The 18,521-nt window shown below is 39.3% G+C and carries 18 protein-coding genes; 7 read left to right on the top strand and 11 right to left on the bottom strand.

Annotated features, from left to right (window positions below; all coding sequences use genetic code 11):
• Positions 1 to 249 precede the first annotated feature (249 nt).
• From ptsP to ABIE66_RS07450, 4 genes are all read right to left on the bottom strand, one after another.
• Entirely contained in the window at positions 250 to 1,968 is a 1,719-nt protein-coding gene (gene ptsP / locus ABIE66_RS07465) for a phosphoenolpyruvate--protein phosphotransferase (protein ID WP_370014328.1), read from the bottom strand.
• Positions 1,968 to 2,234: a phosphocarrier protein HPr gene (locus tag ABIE66_RS07460; protein WP_034314127.1), complete on the bottom strand. Its 267-nt coding sequence runs from the start codon at positions 2,232 to 2,234 to the stop codon at positions 1,968 to 1,970. The genes ptsP and ABIE66_RS07460 overlap by 1 nt, the downstream gene beginning before the upstream one ends.
• 200 nt (positions 2,235 to 2,434) lie before the next feature.
• Positions 2,435 to 3,220, bottom strand: coding sequence for an ABC transporter permease (locus ABIE66_RS07455; protein ID WP_289324260.1), 786 nt, complete (start codon positions 3,218 to 3,220; stop codon positions 2,435 to 2,437).
• Positions 3,220 to 3,849: an ABC transporter ATP-binding protein gene (locus ABIE66_RS07450; RefSeq protein WP_289327268.1), complete on the bottom strand. Its 630-nt coding sequence runs from the start codon at positions 3,847 to 3,849 to the stop codon at positions 3,220 to 3,222. Before ABIE66_RS07450 ends, ABIE66_RS07455 begins: the two co-directional genes overlap by 1 nt.
• A 193-nt stretch (positions 3,850 to 4,042) precedes the next feature.
• Here ABIE66_RS07450 and ABIE66_RS07445 point away from each other — a divergent pair, with 193 nt between their 5' ends.
• Complete coding sequence (locus ABIE66_RS07445; protein ID WP_370014327.1) at positions 4,043 to 4,867, top strand: thermonuclease family protein; 825 nt, start codon at positions 4,043 to 4,045, stop codon at positions 4,865 to 4,867.
• A gap of 157 nt (positions 4,868 to 5,024) precedes the next feature.
• Here ABIE66_RS07445 and ABIE66_RS07440 read toward each other — a convergent pair whose 3' ends face one another.
• On the bottom strand, positions 5,025 to 5,171 hold the full coding sequence (locus ABIE66_RS07440) for a hypothetical protein (protein ID WP_370014326.1): 147 nt from the start codon (positions 5,169 to 5,171) through the stop codon (positions 5,025 to 5,027).
• 171 nt (positions 5,172 to 5,342) lie between these two features.
• Here ABIE66_RS07440 and ABIE66_RS07435 point away from each other — a divergent pair, with 171 nt between their 5' ends.
• On the top strand, positions 5,343 to 5,837 hold the full coding sequence (locus tag ABIE66_RS07435; protein ID WP_370014325.1) for a sigma-70 family RNA polymerase sigma factor: 495 nt from the start codon (positions 5,343 to 5,345) through the stop codon (positions 5,835 to 5,837).
• A 47-nt stretch (positions 5,838 to 5,884) separates the two neighbouring features.
• Here the strand turns inward: ABIE66_RS07435 and ABIE66_RS07430 are convergent, their stop codons facing one another.
• Entirely contained in the window at positions 5,885 to 6,079 is a 195-nt protein-coding gene (locus tag ABIE66_RS07430) for a hypothetical protein (protein ID WP_289317316.1), read from the bottom strand.
• 455 nt (positions 6,080 to 6,534) lie between these two features.
• Between ABIE66_RS07430 and ABIE66_RS07425 the strand changes: the two genes are divergently transcribed.
• Together ABIE66_RS07425 and ABIE66_RS07420 are read left to right on the top strand one after the other, a co-directional pair.
• Positions 6,535 to 6,711 (top strand): YkvS family protein, encoded by a 177-nt coding sequence (locus ABIE66_RS07425; RefSeq protein WP_064505160.1) that lies wholly within the window; start codon positions 6,535 to 6,537, stop codon positions 6,709 to 6,711.
• Between the two features lie 205 nt (positions 6,712 to 6,916).
• A complete protein-coding gene (locus tag ABIE66_RS07420) occupies positions 6,917 to 7,543 on the top strand; it encodes a hypothetical protein (RefSeq protein ID WP_289324256.1) in 627 nt (208 codons plus the stop codon).
• A 44-nt stretch (positions 7,544 to 7,587) separates the two neighbouring features.
• Here ABIE66_RS07420 and ABIE66_RS07415 read toward each other — a convergent pair whose 3' ends face one another.
• From ABIE66_RS07415 to ABIE66_RS07405, 3 genes are all read right to left on the bottom strand, one after another.
• A complete protein-coding gene (locus ABIE66_RS07415; RefSeq protein ID WP_370014324.1) occupies positions 7,588 to 8,631 on the bottom strand; it encodes a YkvI family membrane protein in 1,044 nt (347 codons plus the stop codon).
• Between the two features lie 302 nt (positions 8,632 to 8,933).
• Complete coding sequence (locus tag ABIE66_RS07410; protein ID WP_289324254.1) at positions 8,934 to 10,628, bottom strand: M3 family oligoendopeptidase; 1,695 nt, start codon at positions 10,626 to 10,628, stop codon at positions 8,934 to 8,936.
• A gap of 232 nt (positions 10,629 to 10,860) precedes the next feature.
• Entirely contained in the window at positions 10,861 to 11,298 is a 438-nt protein-coding gene (locus tag ABIE66_RS07405; protein ID WP_289317320.1) for a MarR family winged helix-turn-helix transcriptional regulator, read from the bottom strand.
• 156 nt (positions 11,299 to 11,454) lie between these two features.
• Here ABIE66_RS07405 and ABIE66_RS07400 point away from each other — a divergent pair, with 156 nt between their 5' ends.
• From ABIE66_RS07400 to ABIE66_RS07390, 3 genes are all read left to right on the top strand, one after another.
• The gene (locus ABIE66_RS07400; RefSeq protein WP_370014322.1) at positions 11,455 to 12,945 is read left to right on the top strand and encodes an ATP-binding protein; all 1,491 of its coding nucleotides are present in this window, start codon (positions 11,455 to 11,457) and stop codon (positions 12,943 to 12,945) included.
• Positions 12,946 to 13,091: 146 nt separating this feature from the next.
• A complete protein-coding gene (locus ABIE66_RS07395) occupies positions 13,092 to 14,315 on the top strand; it encodes an MFS transporter (protein WP_289324252.1) in 1,224 nt (407 codons plus the stop codon).
• A 135-nt stretch (positions 14,316 to 14,450) separates the two neighbouring features.
• A complete protein-coding gene (locus ABIE66_RS07390; RefSeq protein WP_289324251.1) occupies positions 14,451 to 15,182 on the top strand; it encodes a ZIP family metal transporter in 732 nt (243 codons plus the stop codon).
• A 334-nt stretch (positions 15,183 to 15,516) separates the two neighbouring features.
• Here the strand turns inward: ABIE66_RS07390 and ABIE66_RS07385 are convergent, their stop codons facing one another.
• The gene (locus ABIE66_RS07385; protein ID WP_289324250.1) at positions 15,517 to 15,759 is read right to left on the bottom strand and encodes an aspartyl-phosphate phosphatase Spo0E family protein; all 243 of its coding nucleotides are present in this window, start codon (positions 15,757 to 15,759) and stop codon (positions 15,517 to 15,519) included.
• Positions 15,760 to 16,267: 508 nt separating this feature from the next.
• Positions 16,268 to 18,427, bottom strand: coding sequence for a PAS domain S-box protein (locus ABIE66_RS07380; protein ID WP_370014321.1), 2,160 nt, complete (start codon positions 18,425 to 18,427; stop codon positions 16,268 to 16,270).
• Positions 18,428 to 18,521: the final 94 nt, after the last annotated feature.

Genomic DNA, 18,521 nt, shown 5'->3' with positions numbered 1-18,521 from the left:
ATCTGAATAATCATTCTCTGGTTTTTTTTATTCCCTGTGGTTAAACTCAAAAAATTGCCGGTTGGATAAACCAACCGGCGACAAAGGGGGAAATGAGAATGTCAGCTGCCCTAATAGAGCCAAACAACTGTGCTTGCTTTTTATTTACCCCCATTTTTTTGCAATAAACATTCTTTATCAAAATGTTAAGAATAAATTACAGGAAAGCACCCGATCCGAAGGGGATGGGGTGCCGTTTATATCATTTATTTATTGCTTTAAAGCGTTAACTACCGCTTCTTTCACATTATCATTCGTATCCAGCACTAAAACTTCCTGAGATAGTTTTTTCATCTCTTCAAGCGAAAGTTGGCTGATTAAGGAACGTGCTTTTAAAATGGAAGTTGCACTCATTGAGAATTCATCAAGGCCCATTCCGATTAAGATCGGGATAGCCACTTCATCTCCAGCCATCTCACCGCACATCCCGGCCCATTTCCCTTCTTTATGAGCTGCATCTATAACCATTTTAACAAGGCGTAAAATCGCTGGATTATATGGTTGGTATAAATAAGATACTCTCTCATTCATTCGGTCAGCGGCCATCGTATACTGAATCAAGTCATTAGTGCCTATGCTGAAGAAATCGACTTCCTTAGCAAATATATCAGCCATCACAGCAGTTGAAGGGATTTCAACCATAATTCCGACTTCAATTTTTTCGGCAACTTGAACACCATTATCAAGCAATTCCTGTCTAACTTCAGCCAAGACGGCTTTTGCTTCGCGGAATTCAGCTAATGTTGCAATCATCGGGAACATGATTTTCAAATCACCGTAAATGCTTGCACGAAGCAGGGCACGGAGCTGGGTCCGGAAAATCTCCTGCTCATTTAAGCAGAGGCGAATCGCACGGTAACCAAGGAAAGGATTCATTTCCTTAGGAAGCTCTAGATAAGGTAACTCCTTGTCTCCGCCTATGTCAAGCGTTCTGACGACTACAGGCTTTCCTGACATTCCTTCCAGCACCGCTTTGTATGCCTCGAACTGTTCTTCTTCACTCGGAAAGTCATTTCTGCCCATATAAAGAAATTCCGTACGGTATAACCCGATGCCTTCACCGCCATTTTGATGAACGCCCTCTAGATCTTTCGGCGTACCGATATTGGCAGCCAATTCCACATGATGACCATCTTTTGTAACAGTTTGTTCATGAACCAGTTTCGCCCACTCAGCCTTTTGCAAAGCATATGCTTCCTGTTCCTCTTCGTAGCGTTTCACGAGTTCAGGAGTAGGATTGACGTGCACTTCACCCTTTAAGCCATCAATAATGACCAAGTCACCATTTTCAATGGACGAGGTTACTGACTTTGCTCCAACGACTGCTGGAATTTCCAATGAACGCGCCATTATGGCTGAATGGGATGTACGTCCACCGATATCGGTCGTAAATCCTTTGACGTAAGCCGGATTCAATTGTGCTGTATCGGAAGGAGTCAAATCCTCCGCAATGATGATCACTTCTTCAGCAATCATGCTTGGATTTGGAATATGAACACCTAAAAGATGTGACAACACCCGTTTCGTAACGTCACGGATATCCGCTGCACGTTCCTTCATGTATTCATTATCCATTTGTTCAAACATCGTAATGAACATGCTTGCGGTTTCATTTAAGGAAAACTCAGCGTTGACGTTTTCCGATTGTATTTTATCTTGAATTGGAGTGATAAGTTCCGGATCAGCCAAAACAAGCAGGTGCGCGTCAAAAATAGCGGCTTTATCGGCCCCTAAGTCCTTTTTGGCTTTTTCCCTGATTATCTCCAATTCAACTGTTGACTTTTGAATAGCTTCCTTAAAACGGGATATTTCCGCCCCGACATCTTCTATGCTTCTTTTTTCAATCGATAAATCTGGCTCAGTCAGTCGATAGGCTTTAGCGATGGCTATTCCGTTTGAAGCTGCTATTCCACTAATCAAAGTGGACATTATTCTGCTAATCCTTCTCTATTCAACGTTTCAGCAAGTGTGTTCAGTGCATCATTTTCATCGCTTCCTTCAGCAGAAATCGTAATCTCTGCCCCTTTGCCAATACCTAGTGACATTACACCCATAATGGATTTAAGGTTCACTTTTTTCTCTTTATAAGCAAGGTTTATTTCTGAATCGAATTTTCCAGCAGCTTGTACCAGCAATGTAGCCGGCCGAGCATGTATTCCTGTTTCTGCAGTTACTGTAAATGTTTTTTCCACCATATAAATCAATCTCCTTTAGATAAATTAACAAAATAGGTTATGTAAGGGGTGTTCTCTAACCAATCAGTAAAGAAATGCCCTTTTCCTTATCAGAATAGCATTATCATCCCCAACAAACAAACCAAAACTATCTGGTACCTAAAAAATAGTACAAAAATATAGATAGAACTGCAACCATTACTTTTCAGATTCTTCAATAATTAAATGGAAAGCTGTGCATTTTTGGTAAAAAAAGCTCTGAAACTAAGCATAATGAAAAGGACGACCGTTAATGAAACACTCCCGAGAATTCCGATAAGTATGGCAATCTGGTATTCAATTGCGATGAGTGGGCTTATTCCCGACAGGATTTGCCCTGTCATCATTCCTGGAAGGAAAATAATTCCCATCCCGAGCATATTGTTCAAAGTCGGGAGGACTGCCGAGTCGAATGCAGCATCCACATATTTCTTCACAGCCCTTGCTGGAGTCGCTCCAAGCATCAACATCGCTTCTACTTTTTCACGATTACTGCTAATCCCATCATGAAGGTTTTTAAGCGCTAATGTCACACCAGTCATTGCATTCCCCACGATCATCCCTGCTATTGGAATGAAATACCTTGGCTCATACCATGGCGTGAAATGGATCACGACCACATTAAAATAAAACAAGGCAGCCATGGGACCTGACAACATACTCAGGATGACCATCCTTTTAATTTTCTTATTGAGCGTATGGGGCACTTGCTTAAAAATATTATGGATGGAGAACAAAGCCATTGCACATAGAAATCCTAAAGAAAGTAAAGGGTGAGGATTTTCAAAGATATATGTCAAAACATATCCGGCAAGAATGAGTTGGACCGTCATCCGTACCGTAGCGAGCATGATTTGCTTTTCCCGTGAAATCCCTCGCCATTTAACGATAATGAGCAGGACTACAACAAAGACATAGGCTGCACAAAGTCGCCAGAACTCAATATCTATTATCCCATTACCCTCCATTAATAGTCAGCCTCCTTGGCCTTTTTCAGAACGATCATCTTTTCAGCACATATGTCCGCAAGCTGTTTTGAATGGGTAATCATGATGACCGTTCCTTTTTCCCGCTTTACTTCGTCTAAAAAACGGCTCATGACCCTTAGCTCGGTTTCCTCATCGAGAGCCGAAGTCGGCTCATCCAGTAAATACACTTCTGGTCTCAATAAAAGTAATCTCGCTAGTGCCAGCCTTTGTTTCTCCCCTCCAGAAAGATTTTCCGCCCCCTCATCTAAAGACTTCTGCAATTGTACGGTTTCAAGTGCTTTCACCAATTCGGCTTTATCCTTTTTTTCCCGTTCTGTCAATTCCAGGCCCAGCTGGAGATTTTCTTCAATCGTTCCCGGAAAAGTGAACGGTGTCTGAGAAAGCATTGTGACTTTACGTCGGAGCTCTATCGGGTTGAAATTATCCAGCAACTGATCTTGATAATAGATTGAACCGCTATCCGGGTCATCCATCCTGTTCAATAATCGTAGAAGTGATGTTTTTCCTGCTCCGCTTTCCCCTGTCAAGCAAGTAACCATGCCACCGGATATTTTCAAACCATCAATATGCAGGATGCCTTTATACCTAATTTTTTCAAGCCTAAACATCATTTATCACGCCTGCCTCCCTTACTCCACCTTATCATTATAAGAAACTATCATGATATGGGATAGCGATGCATATGAAAATTTTAATGTTATTTCATTTTCTTTCGCTTTTTTATAGGTTAGTATTATTCCTGCCGAATATACCCTTGATGGACATGGAAAACGAAAACACCTTTGAAATGGAGGACTTATCATGAACAGAAATTCCTTTTTACATTCTTATCTGCCTGTTTTTCTCCTGACTGCCATAAGCCTGATCACTTTGACTGGCTGTCAGGCCGCATCAGATAACTTGATCAATGAATCGAAACAGGAAGATTCAATGTCCAATGAAGATATTCAATCCAGTACGAATTCTTCCAAAGAAGAGAAAGGCAGGACATTCACAGCCGAGATCGTCAGGGTTGTCGATGGAGATACAGTAAAAATCAAAATGCCAAATGGAAATGAAGAAACGGTCAGGCTCCTTTTGGTAGATACCCCAGAAACCGTGCACCCCTCCAAGCCCGTTCAGCCTTTTGGACCTGAAGCAAGCAAGTTCACCAAGGATTTAATGCCTGAGGGCTCTAAAGTGGAAGTAGAAACCGGCATTGGTGAAAGAGATAAATATGGCCGGCTGCTGGCCTATTTTTATGTTGATGGAAAAATGGTTAATAAACTACTGCTTGAAAAAGGACTGGCCAGGGTAGCCTATGTTTATGCACCGAACACTAAATATCTTGATGAATTGGAAGATATGCAGAAACAAGCCCAAAAAGAAGAAATCGGGATTTGGTCAATTGAAAACTATGCAACTTCAAAAGGGTTTGATGATTCGAAGTCCAGAGAAGAATCAGAGAAAAAAACCACTGTCAATTCATCTTGCAATAACCCAGAAATTAAAGGGAATATAAACTCTAGAGGCAATAAAATATATCACATTCCTTCGGGCCAATATTACGATATAACTAAACCGGAAGAAATGTTTTGTACCGAACAAGACGCACAGGAAGCTGGATTCCGAAAATCGCAGAGTTAAAATAAACAATTGTTTTATCAACATCTCCACTTTGGAACTCACAATCATAAATGTTTAGGGGGATACATATTGAAATACAAAATGAATGAAGCATTTTGTTTCAGCTTTTCTCCCCCCCCACTTCATCTTATCTTGAGCTACCTGTGAAAGTGGACTTTTAGCTATTGCTGATGTTTAAACTAAATGATGATTCATTGAATTGCGATAAATCTATCGAAACAAGAATGAGTGAATGGTTTCGGCACATCCAATATTCGGATGTGTCTTTCATTTGTTCAAACCCATATTCAAAAGTACTCTTCATACTTCTGAATCTTCCTTTCCCTTTCAATAAGTTTCTGGTTCAGCGCCTGAAAACAACCGTTTTATCCCTTACATTTCTCCGTTATGCCCTTTCGCTATAGCCGAACGAATTATTTATGGTAGAAGCACCCGGGAATACATGAAAGTGCACTTTCTAAAGGTAGCTTGCTCAATGGAAGATTTCTCAGCTCTAAAGACTGAATTTACCCCGATGATCCATCATATTATCCGCTCACTATCCATCTATAAGAATAAAGAAGAATTTTTCCAAGTAGGTTTGATTGCTTTATGGGAATCAATCGGGAATTTCAATGAGGAATACGGACAATTCTCTAACTATGCCTATACTGTAATCAAAGGCAAAATCCTGAACGAATTAAAGCATCATCATAAATATGAATCCTGCACCGAACCATTTGATTCCTTCATACTAGAGATTAAAGATCCTTTTTCAATCCACGAAGAGGCCTTCCCCATCGAAAATATATTCCGTTATACGGAAGGCTTGACAAAGAATCAGCAACGCTGGCTTTTACAGACGTACTTGGAAAATAAAACAGTGAGTGAAATTGCTGAGATATATCAAGTTAGTGCTGCAGCCGTCAAATCATGGAGAAAGGCCGCTTTAATTAAATTAAGGAAGCAAGTAGTTTCCCATTGTAAATAATGAAGATAGGGTGGCTCACTCATGAGCCACCCTAAAATATCAGTCCATTAACTTCTCGCTTCTTCTAAATAAGTATAAATTATTTCACCGTTATGGAGAGCATTCCCCCGAAAATGTTTAAAGTCTTCCCTTTTTATAAGAACCTCACGAAAAGCTAAAAATTCTTCTTTTGTTATCCTGAATTCATCCATTTCCCGATTTGCCAGTTTATCGAGTACATCTTTCGCTTCTTCAGCATTCATAATATTATCCTCCTAATTTTTAAATATTCTATCCATAATCAGACAGGAGAAATTCCGTTTCCATTTTATCATAAGCATGCCACTTAATATAAATCAGAATTTTTTGAGGCTCACTTGCTACATATTTCTTTACGTATGCTTTAAAATAGTGCAAACTGTATAGTAAAATATCATAATGTAAAATGATTGGCATTTTTTGTACATAGGATTACATACTGGTACGCATAACTGCGTTTTCAAGATATACCAAATTATGCCATTTTATTACAACTGCTCCTTTACAAGAATTGCTACTCCCTTTAAAAGTTTAGCTTACTGTACCGACAGAAGAGATATCCAATTCTCTTACTTGCACTCCCCACGTCAATATCTAAACGGCAAGATGTTCGAATAATCCAATTACTCCATAGTTACTTTTTGATCATTGTAAAACGAAATGGGAAAGGATGATTACCATGAAGAAAGCGGAAGTCGGAAATATCATTGAATTTAGAGAAGGCTTAAAAGGAATCGTCGAGAAAGTGAACGAGAACTCAGTAATCGTGGACGTCACGTATATGGAAAATTATCGTGATTTGGAACTTGAGCAGAAAACCGTCGTCAACCATAAAAATTATAAAATCATAGGATAATTCAATGTAATCAAGCGGGATGGTTTCTCAATGACCATTCCGTTTTCACTTTTTAGTAATCATGCCAATTTCGGCTCCTGCTTTTTTGTAACAATTTTCAATTCATAACGTCATTTTATTAAAGGGGAAATCACCAGCATGTCTGATTGCTGGGATATCTTTTATAGGAATATTGGAATTCTATCAGAAAGACGAGGGAAATGACATGACTAGTTGGACACGTTATATTGGCTGTGCCGCATTCGCCGCTTTTCTGCTGACTGGCTGCGGTACGACCGCAGACGAAAATGCAGACCAACCACAGGAAGATTCTGTAAATGAGGAGAACGAAGGCAATACTTCACATGGAGATAATGGCAATAACGGAAACAACAACAAAGTAAGACTGATGGAGCAAAACCTGCAATATACAATTAACGGGAAAGCAATAGAAAAAACAGCGTTCTTAAAAAGAAGTGATAATCAACCGTTCAGCCTCTATGTTTTGCAACAATTTAAATTAAGTGCCGAAGAACCAGGAAAAGACATCGTGTTCCTGACTGAAGATGACTCCATTTATATGAGAATCGAATTATTGACGGCTGATGTTAATTGGGATGAAGTGGAGAAAAATGTTCAAGCCCAGCTGAAAAGCCTTTCAGACACGATTGTGGATCCAGCTCTTGATGTCGAGAACGGCATGGGATTTGAAGTGAAAAGTGGGGATGATGTGATTACTTCCATATTGCTCAAGGATGAAAAAGCACCCGTCCGCTTAACTATGTTCACAAAAAAAGATAAGGATTACCGGGATGCTTTTCTACAGATGGCTATGACGCTGATGAAAGGATGAACATCCATTCAGGTACGGAGGGCTAAGGTCATGCCCCCCGTTCTTCATTTCTCCTTCCCTGCCTTGCTTTTCCAGACAAGCATTAAAAAAAGCAGGCTTATGTATCCAAAAACCGGATAAATATATCCTAATAACCTTCCATATCCAAATTCACTTATGATTAAAGCAATTAAAAAAATCACCGCTATGGTCAGCATGCTTGGCATTTTAATATAACTGCTTATTTGCCTCTGTAATCCATATATGTTTCCGATGACCGAAGTGAATATCTCCCCATAAATCACCAAAATGAACATCCAATATAACTGACTGGCTGCCGTTCTCATAATAACCGCCGAAGGAATTTCATAATTATTCACATCAGGGAGTGTCATAAGTGAAAAATGCCCCGTTAATAAAATGATGGTCAGGAATATTCCCCCAAGGATTGCACCATGTTTAATGACCTTCTCATCTCGGACTTCATAGGCAACCGGAACCAGCACAGCCTGTGCCAAGGCCAGGTTAAAGGCTGTATAGGCAAATGGTGACAAAATCATTTTCAGGGTAATCACTTCATCTGGCACTTTTGTAAGGGTCTTGAAGAACTCTCCATTTCCCAGAGTCGAGAAAAAAAGGATCAAACTGAAACTGATCATGATTGGTACAACAAAAGAGTTTACAGTGAATACACCGCGCATTCCCATCATCAAGACCATGGAAGCCAGGATGATCGTGGACCAGCTCCCTATACTTTTCGGCACGCCAAGTTGTTCTTCGAAAACCGCGCCTGAACCCGAAATCATGACAGCCGTCACCCCTAACAGCATGATAAGGAAAAAGATGTTGATGATTCCTGCAATTTTCTTTCCAAAAAGAAATTGATTGAACTCCTCATAAGAAGAAGCCCTGATCCTTGCGGAAATGAGCATGATTTTAGTTCCAGTGAAAATGAAAATATAACCTGCTATTAAAATCCCAATAAAGCCATAGAAGCCATAACGGGTAAAAAACTCGACAATCTCTTTTCCAGTTGCAAAACCTGCACCGACGACTGTTCCTACATAAACTGCTGCAATCTGGAAAATCCCTGACCACCTTGATAGCATACTCTCCCCTCCTCCCTACATTTATATGTAAGGAAGAGACATTTAAGACAAGCCGAGCAATATTCCTTTCGTCGGCTGTTTTCCCCTGGACTTTATGGCATTAAAGAGTTAGTTAACTTTCCTATCATTGTGTGGTCTGAATTTCCCTGTTCACCTATTTCGAATTTCTCTGTGAGGCTTTAGCAAAGCTTTTTGTACCAAACCTTCTGAACGGAGGAAAGAATAAAAAACGCTTAAGGAGTAATCCCCAAGCGTTTTATTGAAGCATCCAAATGATTACCGAATCATTAAAACATTATCTTTTATAATGCTTTATCATCGACAGTGGAAAGCCATTCGTCTATCACCTTAACGACCGACTGTACTGTCCCGTCAACAAATGGAGATTTCAGATTCGCAGATTCAACGAGATCAAGGAAGGACTTGCTGCCTCCAAGTTGACACAGATTCAAATAATCCTTCCAAGCCGTTTCATCTTTTTCAGCTGACCTTTTCCAGAATTGGAAAGCGCAAATTTGGGCCAATGTATAGTCGATATAATAAAAAGGCGACTGATAAATGTGGCTTTGCCGCTGCCAATACCCGCCATTCTGCAGGTATTCATTCCCTTCATAATCACGATGCGGCAAATATTCCATCTCGATTTTACGCCAAGCCTGCTTTCTTTCAAGGGGGGAGGCTTCAGGATTTTCATAAACAAAATGCTGAAATTCATCAACAGCTACCCCATACGGGAGGAATGTGAGAGCACCACTTAAATGGGAAAACTTATACTTTTCCGTATCTTCCTTGAAAAATAGCTCCATCCATGGCCAAGTTAGGAATTCCATACTCATCGAATGGATTTCACAGGCTTCATATGTGGGCCAATAATACTCAGGAATGTCGAGATTACGGCTGCGATATACTTGGAACGCATGTCCTGCCTCATGTGTTAAAACATCTATATCCCCGGAAGTACCATTGAAATTGGAAAAGATGAATGGAGCTTTATAGTCTTCTATAAAAGTACAGTAGCCCCCGCTTTCTTTTCCTTTCTTCGCCACAAGATCCATCAGGTCATTAGCTATCATATAATTGAAAAACTCATTCGTTTCAGGCGAGAGCTCTTGGTACATCTTTTTCCCATTTTCGATAATCCACTCCGCATCGCCCTTTGGAACGGCATTACCAGTCTTGAAATGAAAATTCTCATCATAGTAGTTTAAATTCTCCAAACCAAGACGTTCGCGCTGTCGTCCCTTCAGCCGGGTAACAAGCGGTACCACTTCCTTTTTAACCTGTTTGCGGAATGCAGCAGCCATATCAGCATCATAATCAGTCCTTGTCATTCGATAATACCCAAGCTCCACAAAGTTTCCATAGCCTAGCGCTATCGAGATCTCATGCCTCACCTTGACAAGTTCATCGAATATGCGATCCAAATCCACCTGCTTTTCTTCAAAGAAACCGTAATATGCCCGACTTGCATTTTTCCTTAACTCACGGTCCGCCGACTCCATAAAAGGCTGAAGCTGGGCAAGTGTCAGCTCTTTTCCATCAAAGTGAATTTTTGCAGAGGCAATTAATTGCGAATATTCACTCGATAATTTATTTTCTTTTTGCAGTTGCGGTATGATTTCGGGTGAAAAGGTTTTAAGTTGGGCTTCTGCCAAGTCAAATAGTTGATTTCCCCATTTCACCTCAAGCTCCTGACGATAATTCGAGCGAACGAGTTCATTGTAAAATTTTGATGTTAATTCTTCCATTTCAGGGGAGAAGTCATCTAAATAATCATTCTCCGCTTTATAAAATTCATCATTGGTATCAATGGAATGTCGAATATATACCAAATTAAACATCGTACCTACATAATTTCGAATTTCATTTATTTCTTCCATGGCTTTTATTTGTTCATCAGCATTTCCAGCATCCGTAAACTTTTCCAAAGCGTTCATGAACCGGTTTTTAATCTCATCCATTTCAGGACGTTTATATTCATACTCATTAAATTTCATATGTACACTCCTTCTCATGATATAACGACATTTTTTTCATGTATAATCCAAATTAATGTTATCCACCAATCGAAATCACTTTCAAGAGACATTCTCATTAATAGTGGTTATCGTAATATAATTTAATTCGCCACAACGGTATTAAAAACCTTCATGTCCTTGAAACAAATTAGGTTTTATTAACCATAAAAAAACCAGCACCTGCAGTAAACTCCGGGTGCTGGTTCTTAAGCTAATTTTGAGCGGAATACCCAATCTTTTTAAGCAATTCTATCACGGTTTCCTTTTCATCTTGCGTAAGTACACTCATGATATCATCGATTCTTTTTTCATGCTCGGGAAATACCCCTTCAATGAAGGCTTTTCCTTTTTCCGTAATTTTTGCAAAGGTTACACGGCGATCCTCTTTACATGCTATTCTCTGTAGATAATCCTTCTGTTCAAGTTTATCCACGACATAGGTAATGCTGCCGCTCGCTAGCAGGATTTTTCCTCCTATTTGCTGAAGAGGCTGATCGCCTTTATGATAAAGTAATTCCAGTACTGCAAACTCAGTTGGATTCAAACCCTCTTCGGCTATATGTTTATTTACCACATCATTGATAGATCTATGTGCTCTAGACATCACTATAAACAGTTTCAAAGACTGTTGGATGTTATTATTCTCCATAACTTCACAACCTTAAAGTTTTTAATTAAAATATCTTGAATTAAAAGTTATTATATGACATTATGACTTTTTTGTCAATCTGCCCTGTTTAGTATGCACTATTGTTTAATCACTCATTTTGATATACTTGAAATAAAAGCTAAAGTAGTGACAAACATGAAAACAAGGCATAAATTCACCGCATATCTACTTATTGTTATTTTACCATTAATTATTTTGTCAATCATTTATTGGACGAATTTAGAACGTTCCTTTCAAAAAGAAAGACAGGAAAAAGCTGAATGGGCGGGAACCGTTTATCAAGAATACATAGATCAAGTTATAAGTGAAACGAAGGAAAAGCTGCTTAGCCTTAGCAGTTCGGTTCTTTATATGGATGATAAAAAAACCGAACTTCTTATGAAATGGATCAAAGATACAGATTCCAGGTATGCCGGAGTATATTGGCTAAACCAGGATGGCGTTTCCATCTCAGGGACGAATAAATATTTCCATCATTACTCTTTAATTGAACAGGATGATATTGAGCTTGCAGTAAAAACTCAAAAAGCCGTTGTTATAGGAACAAAGGATCCATATAAACCTGATTTCGATTATATTTCCATTTTTGCTCCCATCCTGGATCATGATAAAAAGGCGCAAGGGTTTTTATTGGTACATATTAGGCTCGATCATATGGAAAAAACATTAAAAATGCTCAGCCCTGGTCATGCCTTTATCTTGGAAACAAGCGATAAAACCCGAATTCTAGATATAAATACCGAAGAATTCACTGGACATTCAACATGGGTGGATGTTCCTTTAACAGAAGTGGATTGGACTCTTTCGGTCAAGATGCCCGACAGGATTAATACAAATAACATAAATGTCCTTTTAATACTTGTCTTTTTCACCTTCTTTTTTACTCACATGATCTATAGCGTCATGGAGGAACTGATCGTTCGCAGGAATACCAAAAACCAAAAGTTATTAAACGATAAGCAAAAAATAGATTTTGTCGGTACATTGGCTGCCAGTACGGCACATGAAATAAAAAATCCACTTACCGGCATAAAGGGGCTGGTACAATTACTGGTTGAAAAACACCCAGAAGAACAAGATCAGTTTTATTACTCTGTCATCATGAAGGAAATTGAACGGATCAATAGTATAGTGAGCGAATTTTTGATTTTAGGGAAACCCATGCCCCAGACTTTATCCTTATATGATATTCGCAGTATCATTGCTGAATTGAGACCAATAATAGAATCAGAAGCACGTCACTTCAATATAGAAGTGGAATGGAACATCGTAAAGGAACCGATCAGGGTTCATTGTACAAAGGACCAACTCAAACAAGTCATTCTCAACATTGCCAAAAACGGTTTCGAGGCAATGGAAGTTGGGGAAAAGTTAAGGATCCGGATTCATCATGAAAATGAATGGGCTAAAATCATAATTACCGACAACGGTCATGGACTGAATGAAAAAGATATCGGTAAAGTCTTCGATCCCTTTTATACATCGAAAAAGGAAGGAACCGGATTAGGGCTATTCGTATGTAAACGAATAATTGAATCTTTTAACGGAGCCATCGAGTTTTCAAGTAAACCTCTAAACGGTACAACCGTTACAATCAGCTTACCTTTAATAAAAGACCATCCTTAGTTATAAATTGAAGGGTTTAATTTTAAAAAATGAAGACTAGAGAACGATTCCGATTATTTTATAAGGTGTCATGCATACGGGACATGCTTAATGAATCTATTTATTGAATAGGTAAAATTCTTAATCAGGAAGAAGGAAATATACATATGGGAAGTATCGCTGCCATTAAAACAAACCCGCAAAAACAAGATATGACTCTGAAAATCATGATCATCATAGGCATCTGCCATTTAATGAATGATTCACTTCAGGCCGTAGTTCCGGCCATGTTCCCAATCCTGGAGAAATCAATGTCGCTAACGTATACACAGCTCGGGATGATTGCATTCTGCCTGAATATCGTCTCATCCCTTCTGCAGCCGGCAGTTGGGTTCTATACAGATAAAAAGCCCCTTCCCTATGCATTGCCCATTGGATTGACCAGTACTTTAATAGGGGTCATCATACTTGCAATTGCCCCAAACTATACCGTTATCCTTGGTGCAGTCATCTTGATGGGCTTTGGGTCAGCCATTTTCCATCCGGAAGGTTCTAGGGTTGCCTACATGGCAGGCGGCCCTAAAAGAGGCCTGGCACAATCAATTTATCAGGTTGGCGGAAATAGCGGGCAAGCCCTTGCCCCACTCATCACAGCCATCGTACTTGTTCCTTTCGGTCAAAAAGGCGCACTCTGGTTTGCCTTGGTTGCCTTAACGGCCGTTATCCTATTGCTGTATATTGCCAAGTGGTATTCTCAAAAATTAGTTCACTTCCAGCCTAAAAAGCTTGCTGCAAAAGTAATCAATAAAGAACGGTCCCATAAAGTGGCCAAAGCCTTGGTATTAATTTTATTCATTATTTTTGCCCGTTCCTGGTATGTATCGTGCATGACGAACTTTTATAGTTTTTATTTGATCGAGCAGCATTCATTCACGATAAAATCCGCTCAGATTTTCCTATTTGCCTTTTTAGCCGCTGGAGCTGTAGGTACGTTTTTCGGTGGCCCGCTTGCGGATAGATTCGGTCGTAAAAATGTAATTTTCTTTTCTTTCGCTGCAAGCATGCCAATAACCGCACTTTTACCATTCGTACCTCCTACAGCCGCTTTTATCTTATTATTGATGGCTGGGTTCATTATAATGAGCAGTTTTTCTGTCACTGTAATTTACGCACAGGAATTGGTCCCGGGAAAAGTCGGAACAATGGCCGGCTTGACTGTAGGGTTAGCCTTTGGAATGGGTGCCATTGGATCCGTTTCATTGGGTGCCATCGCAGATATAATCGGAATCGAATCCATGATTAAGATAGTGGGATTCCTGCCATTGCTTGGGATCATCAGCATATTGCTGCCGACTGATCTAACATTGAAAAAATGGTATGCAGAAGAATGATTCGCAGAAAACATGAATGACTTCAAAATGTTTTTTTCCTGGAACCTATTTTTTATCACCTCAATACAATAAATTATTGTTTCGCCCAAAGGTTTACAAATAAGTAATGATAAGTACCATACAAAGGAGAAATATATGAGTGGAGTTTTATTAGGCAGCATCCTATCTGCTATGTCTACAGGGTTCGGTGCGTTACCGATCTTGTTCATTCAAGGTTCAATCACACATCGTTTCAGAGACACGCTTCTGGCATTTACCGCTGGTATCATGATGGCTGCTTCGTTATTGAGCCTGATTCCGGAGTCTTTAGCCACCGGAGGGTATATTCAGCTTGTCATTGGGGTTTTTCTCGGGGTAATGACATTAACGATCATGGAAAAAAACATTCCGCATATCGATCTCAGCCATACGAAAAGTGGTATTCAGTTCGATGAAAAGGCTTTGCTTATCATCACTGCCATTACACTCCATAATATCCCAGAGGGTCTTTCTGTAGGTGTCAGTTACGCCTCGGATACAGCTGATACAGGTAACTTGATCGCATTTGCCATCGGCCTGCAAAATGCCCCGGAAGGGTTACTTGTCGCCTTGTTTTTAATTAATCAAAAAATCGGTAAATTCACAGCGTTCCTGATAGCAACCTTGACCGGTACCATCGAAATAATTACGGGCTTATTGGGTTATTATTTAACCTCTTACATTGGGTTCCTGGTTCCATATGGCTTAGCTTTCGCTGCGGGAGCCATGCTTTTCATCGTTTATAAGGAATTGATTCCTGAAAGCCATGGGGATGGTAATGAACGCACCTCAACCTATTCCTTCATTGTCGGTCTTTTGTTCATGGTAATATTATTGGAAATTTTGTAATCCAGACCTGACCATGGCTGGCTCCATTAAGTGAGTCAGCCCTTACTTTTTATTAATCAGTGTAATACATTAAGTTAAATTCCTGCTTCTAAACAAATCCGGCTTGACATTGACGTTCCCGATGCATGAAGGACACCTTCTGGTGACCTCCCCCTCGATGTATACCTCAAAGCAATAGTTATTCAAAAGATAATGATCGTCTTTTGTATATGATCTTTCTTGAATTGTTTTCATGAAATGTTTGTAAAGTTCATTTACTACCTGTTCAATAACCCAAAAGGTGCTTATCTCTCCTACCGCTAATTTAAGAAGTGATGCATGCATTCAGGTCCATTTAAAATGTAAAATCATCATTAAAGGGCTTCTGTACAATAACAACCATTTCTTCCCGCTTATTTCTCACTTCCACTGAAGAATGATGTTGAAGGATCAAATACTCATTTATAAGTTTATCAAGTTGCTCGCTTTGGCGAAGGGTATACTCATGACCTATTCCATACATTTTTGCCAACTCCATCATTTCCCAACGCTTCATTCGAATCTCAGAACAAATTTCCGTTGCACACCTAGAATTCATAACTACATTCACTACTCCTGCCCTTTTAAAGTTATATCATAAAAAGAAGTATTACAAAATATGCCTTATATGTAAATAGATTCGCAAAAAAAGACAAAACTTCTTAAATTGCGATAAAGCTTGACCCACCAGCAGACAGGATATGACGGAAATTCCGAACCATAATCCTCTTAATGATTTGATACGAAAAAGCCAGCTCCGGACATTCGATTCGAAAGGTCTTCATTTTATTTCCATTGTTAGTTTCCGCTCAAAATACTTTGGCAGTTTAACACATTAGCAAACAAGGACAAATTTATCAATGAATAAAAAGATGGAATATCCCTTTAATTAGCGCAATATTTTTTCGATAGTACAACGTCAATTGTGATTCCAAGATGAAAATGATATAAAATGGAAACAAAAAAAAGGAATCCATTGAATAAGGATCCCCCCATTTACTAAAAGAATTTTGAATGCTTTCTGATTGCTGAGCAAAGGTCTAGAATATTCCCTCCACTTATCTTCATTACTCGAATGGCAAATAAATATGAAAGCTCGTTCCTTTATCCACTTCGCTTTCCACTTCTATATAGCCATTGTGCTCTTCAATGATTTTATAGCTGACCATAAGCCCCAGTCCGGTCCCCTTGTCCTTCGTCGTATAAAAAGGTTCACCTAATTTTTTCAGCATTTCCGTTGAGATCCCCATGCCTTGATCGGTAATTGAAATACAAACATATTTCTCTGAAAATCGGGTTGTTTTAATATGAACAGATCCGCCATCCGGCATGACTTCCAATGCATTTTTGATGATGTTGATGAACACTTGCTTTAACTGGTTCGCTTCACATAAAACCTTAAACTCATCTTCTTCGAAGTCTGTCTCGAATTGAATATTTTCCAGCAGGGCCTGGGCGGCCAGTAATTCCAGTGTCTCCCTCAAAATGGTATGAACATCCTGTTTGAAAATTTTAAGCGCCTGTGGCTTTGCCAGTACTAAAAATTCCGTGATAATCGTTTCGATTCGCTTAATTTCAGATGTAATCACATGAAAATATGTGGAAAATTCCCCCTTGACGCCATCCTCAAGCAACTGGATAAATCCTTTTAATGCAGTCATTGGATTCCTGATTTCGTGAGCAATCCCTGCCGCCAGTTCGCCAACGACATTTAAAGTATCCGATTTCCGGATCTGTTCCTGCATTTCGAGATTTTTACTCACATCACGGAAAATACTCAGATTCAGGTTCGAATATAAATTTTTCCTGGTTAAAAATTCAATATGCTTAACTCTTCCATCTTCGAATGTTATCGGAATGATGGATGAGTAGACCTCATGCTTGTAAACATTTTCAATATGCCCGTTTAAGGCAGGAGCATTTTCAGGGATTTTCTCAATGAATTCCTTAACAGATAAAGATAGCAGTTTATGCTTCGATATTTCCAATATCTTCTGACCCGCTTCATTAATATCGGTGAACCCTTCATTGTTCCATAATATCAAGCCGTCTAATGTTCCCTCAAAAATCTTCCTGAATTTCTTCTCACTATCCCTTAATTCCTTCTCAATCAGCCAGCGCTCACTGACATTTCGAAAGATTGTTACGTTATACCCATCACCTTCATGTTTTTTGGCAGTCAATTCAAGTAATTTTATTTGGTGATTCGGCATTTTATAAATAAGTTCCCCCCTCACTTGGGTGTCCCTTTCAAACGTTTCCATCATCTGCCCAAAATGATTGTTGTTGCTGTACACGTATTTCCAAATATAGCTGCCTATCAATTCCTCTCTGCTGGATTCAAATATTTTACATGCTGATTGATTGACACGAAAAATGATTCCGTCATCATTCCAGAATATGATCGCATCCATGGACTGGTCGAATAATTCCGCAAAAATCCGTTCGCTCGTCTCTAACTTCTTTTCTATTAAATTTGATTCTGTAATTCTTCGAAGTACCGACATGTATAATTCATTTCCTACCGTTGAACTTATGGAAAAAGTAAAATGATGGAGTTCATCCCCGATCATTATCTCTACCTCACCTTTGAAGTTCGACTCAACAAAGGCCCTTTGTATGCTCTCGTCCCAATATGCCTTATATTCTGGTGAAATGAGGTCCCTCATATTCATTCCAACAATCTCTTTTTTTGGGATGCCCATGATATGGATAAAGGCATGGTTCACTTCCATGATTATTCCTGAACTGTCGAATAGTATAATGCTTTCTATGGCCGTATCAAAAATGTCCAAAAACATCTGCCTTGACATTCTTGTTTCCCGGGACGAAGAAACATCCAAGGTCACATCCGCCAAACGATAAAATTGCTGTCCTTCGGAAGGAGCCCCCATACTCATAAACTCTATTTGTTTAAGGGCTCCGGTATGAAGCTGGATCATCTGCCTTTCACTTTCAATCGGTTTTTTTGGGGAACCGGACTCATCCTGATTATTTAAAGCGATGACCTCGAGAAAATCAGTTATCTTCATGGACTCCAGCTGATCTTTAGATGTTTCCAGCAGGGCACAGGCCGCATCATTGACATATGTGAGCCTTAGTTCCTCATCAACCCTAATAAAAGGCTCTGACATTGAATTGAAAATGTTCAAAAACCCTTCGATCTGCTTATTCAATTTTAAAATTTCCTGTTTATATTCCGTTTCATTCTCGTAACCGATATTCATATTGACACCCCTTATCAAAACCCATCCTTACCAATCTTTTTATTCGACACCCATCTAGATTTTCCTCGGTAATTTCGAAAATCGATGCAATCAT

The sequence above is a fragment of the Peribacillus sp. B2I2 genome (genome assembly GCF_041261685.1).
Classification (GTDB): domain Bacteria; phylum Bacillota; class Bacilli; order Bacillales; family DSM-1321; genus Peribacillus.
The sequence above is the reverse complement of the archived record's forward strand: the minus strand, read 5'-3'. Positions and strand labels throughout refer to the sequence as shown.

Bases quoted from the DNA above. Each gene is read 5' to 3' on its own strand.
- ptsP (WP_370014328.1), bottom strand. From the start codon at position 1,968: ATGTCCACTTTGATTAGTGGAATAGCAGCTTCAAACGGAATAGCCATC.
- ABIE66_RS07460 (WP_034314127.1), bottom strand. From the start codon at position 2,234: ATGGTGGAAAAAACATTTACAGTAACTGCAGAAACAGGAATACATGCT.
- ABIE66_RS07455 (WP_289324260.1), bottom strand. From the start codon at position 3,220: ATGGAGGGTAATGGGATAATAGATATTGAGTTCTGGCGACTTTGTGCA.
- ABIE66_RS07450 (WP_289327268.1), bottom strand. From the start codon at position 3,849: ATGTTTAGGCTTGAAAAAATTAGGTATAAAGGCATCCTGCATATTGAT.
- ABIE66_RS07445 (WP_370014327.1), top strand. From the start codon at position 4,043: ATGAACAGAAATTCCTTTTTACATTCTTATCTGCCTGTTTTTCTCCTG.
- ABIE66_RS07440 (WP_370014326.1), bottom strand. From the start codon at position 5,171: ATGAAGAGTACTTTTGAATATGGGTTTGAACAAATGAAAGACACATCC.
- ABIE66_RS07435 (WP_370014325.1), top strand. From the start codon at position 5,343: ATGGAAGATTTCTCAGCTCTAAAGACTGAATTTACCCCGATGATCCAT.
- ABIE66_RS07430 (WP_289317316.1), bottom strand. From the start codon at position 6,079: ATGAATGCTGAAGAAGCGAAAGATGTACTCGATAAACTGGCAAATCGG.
- ABIE66_RS07425 (WP_064505160.1), top strand. From the start codon at position 6,535: ATGAAGAAAGCGGAAGTCGGAAATATCATTGAATTTAGAGAAGGCTTA.
- ABIE66_RS07420 (WP_289324256.1), top strand. From the start codon at position 6,917: ATGACTAGTTGGACACGTTATATTGGCTGTGCCGCATTCGCCGCTTTT.
- ABIE66_RS07415 (WP_370014324.1), bottom strand. From the start codon at position 8,631: ATGCTATCAAGGTGGTCAGGGATTTTCCAGATTGCAGCAGTTTATGTA.
- ABIE66_RS07410 (WP_289324254.1), bottom strand. From the start codon at position 10,628: ATGAAATTTAATGAGTATGAATATAAACGTCCTGAAATGGATGAGATT.
- ABIE66_RS07405 (WP_289317320.1), bottom strand. From the start codon at position 11,298: ATGGAGAATAATAACATCCAACAGTCTTTGAAACTGTTTATAGTGATG.
- ABIE66_RS07400 (WP_370014322.1), top strand. From the start codon at position 11,455: ATGAAAACAAGGCATAAATTCACCGCATATCTACTTATTGTTATTTTA.
- ABIE66_RS07395 (WP_289324252.1), top strand. From the start codon at position 13,092: ATGGGAAGTATCGCTGCCATTAAAACAAACCCGCAAAAACAAGATATG.
- ABIE66_RS07390 (WP_289324251.1), top strand. From the start codon at position 14,451: ATGAGTGGAGTTTTATTAGGCAGCATCCTATCTGCTATGTCTACAGGG.
- ABIE66_RS07385 (WP_289324250.1), bottom strand. From the start codon at position 15,759: ATGAATTCTAGGTGTGCAACGGAAATTTGTTCTGAGATTCGAATGAAG.
- ABIE66_RS07380 (WP_370014321.1), bottom strand. From the start codon at position 18,427: ATGAATATCGGTTACGAGAATGAAACGGAATATAAACAGGAAATTTTA.